The organism is Colwellia ponticola (genome assembly GCF_005885605.1).
GTDB classification, from domain to species: Bacteria; Pseudomonadota; Gammaproteobacteria; order Enterobacterales; family Alteromonadaceae; genus Colwellia; species Colwellia ponticola.
Window position 1 is genome coordinate 1 of record NZ_SZVP01000035.1, and the last position, 1,320, is coordinate 1,320.

General features: G+C 43.1%; 2 protein-coding genes. One reads left to right on the forward strand and one right to left on the reverse strand.

Annotated features, from left to right (window positions below):
* The coding region (locus FCS21_RS15695) for a DMT family transporter (protein ID WP_171035722.1) at positions 1-181 on the reverse strand (181 nt) is incomplete at its 3' end.
* Between the two features lie 96 nt (positions 182-277).
* Between FCS21_RS15695 and FCS21_RS15700 the strand changes: the two genes are divergently transcribed.
* The gene (locus FCS21_RS15700) at positions 278-1,216 is read left to right on the forward strand and encodes a LysR family transcriptional regulator (RefSeq protein ID WP_138624473.1); all 939 of its coding nucleotides are present in this window, start codon (positions 278-280) and stop codon (positions 1,214-1,216) included.
* The last annotated feature ends 104 nt before the right edge of the window (positions 1,217-1,320 follow it).

Genomic DNA, 1,320 nt, shown 5'->3' on the forward strand with positions numbered 1-1,320 from the left:
ACGGACTATTTCTTGGACTGAAAAAAAGCATTAAAATAAAGGTTAACGCCGCGCCTACCCCAAATATACTAAAGGTTGCCCATAGCTCACCCACCACAGCCCCTAACGGACCTAATAATCCCGCTTCAACGGATAATCCCATTCCGCCGAGCACCACAAGTAAAATCAACATCAACTGCATAACTGAACCCCCTAATCATAAAGGGCGCATCATAGCCTAGTGCTTTAACGTGAAAAATGGGATAATTCAATAAACACCTTTGCAGGAATTGCACAAATGAACGATGCAAACTCAATCAATATCAGAGCATTAAAATTTTTTATCGACGTTTATGAAAATAAGAGTTTTTCTATTGTTGCACGACGTGAAGGTGTTTCACCGTCGATGATCTCGAGAGTGATTCAACAGCTTGAAGCGTCACTAGGACAGCAGCTATTTTACCGCAATACCCGCGCAATAATCCCAACAGAAGCAGGCAGAATTTTTAACGATTACGCCCGTTCGATGACTGAGCAATTAAATGAAGTTCGCAATGAGCTACAAGATAGAGCGACCGAGCCAAAAGGGTTAATAAGAATTAATGCCCCCGTTTTCTTCGGCCAAAAACACATAGCCCCTTGGTTGGCAGGCTTTTTAACTCAATACCCAAAGGTGCAAGTTGAGCTCATCCAAACCGACGATTTCATCAATCCGCATATTGATGCCGCAGATGTCATTTTTCGAATAGGCTCACTTGCTGACTCGACACTTCATGCTCGAGTACTGGGGGTACAGAGCTATCATTTGGCCGCCTCTCCAGCATATTTAATCAAGCACGGCACCCCCGAAAAACCTAGCGATCTCACTCGCCATCACTGCCTAGTGTATAGCGGTTATTCTGGGCAAAATCGCTGGTTATTCAAAAGCAATGCTACCACTTGGCTACACCAAGCCGTAACGCCGACACTGGTATCGAACAATGCCGAGTCATTACTTATCTCAGCGTTAAATGATGGCGGGCTTGTATTATTCCCTAATTGGTTAATCGGCAAGCATTTAAATAATGGCACACTGGTGTCACTACTCAGCGACTACCAACCGACAATAAAAACCGGGCCACAAAATATTACCGCGATTTATCCTAATGCACGTCGCCCACCGTTAAACGTTAGGGTACTGATTGATTACTTTATTAAGGTTTATGGCACTCCAGCCTATTGGGAATATCAAACTTAAAATCATTTTGATCAATCACTTAAAGCATGAAGCTACACAGTTGTGTGCTTGCAGTGAATAGGTTAGAGCTACAGAATATAAGCAGTTAAGAGTTAAGTAAGCCA

Excerpts from the sequence above, each read along its gene's own strand:
- FCS21_RS15700 (WP_138624473.1), top strand. The coding sequence starts at position 278 with ATGAACGATGCAAACTCAATCAATATCAGAGCATTAAAATTTTTTATC.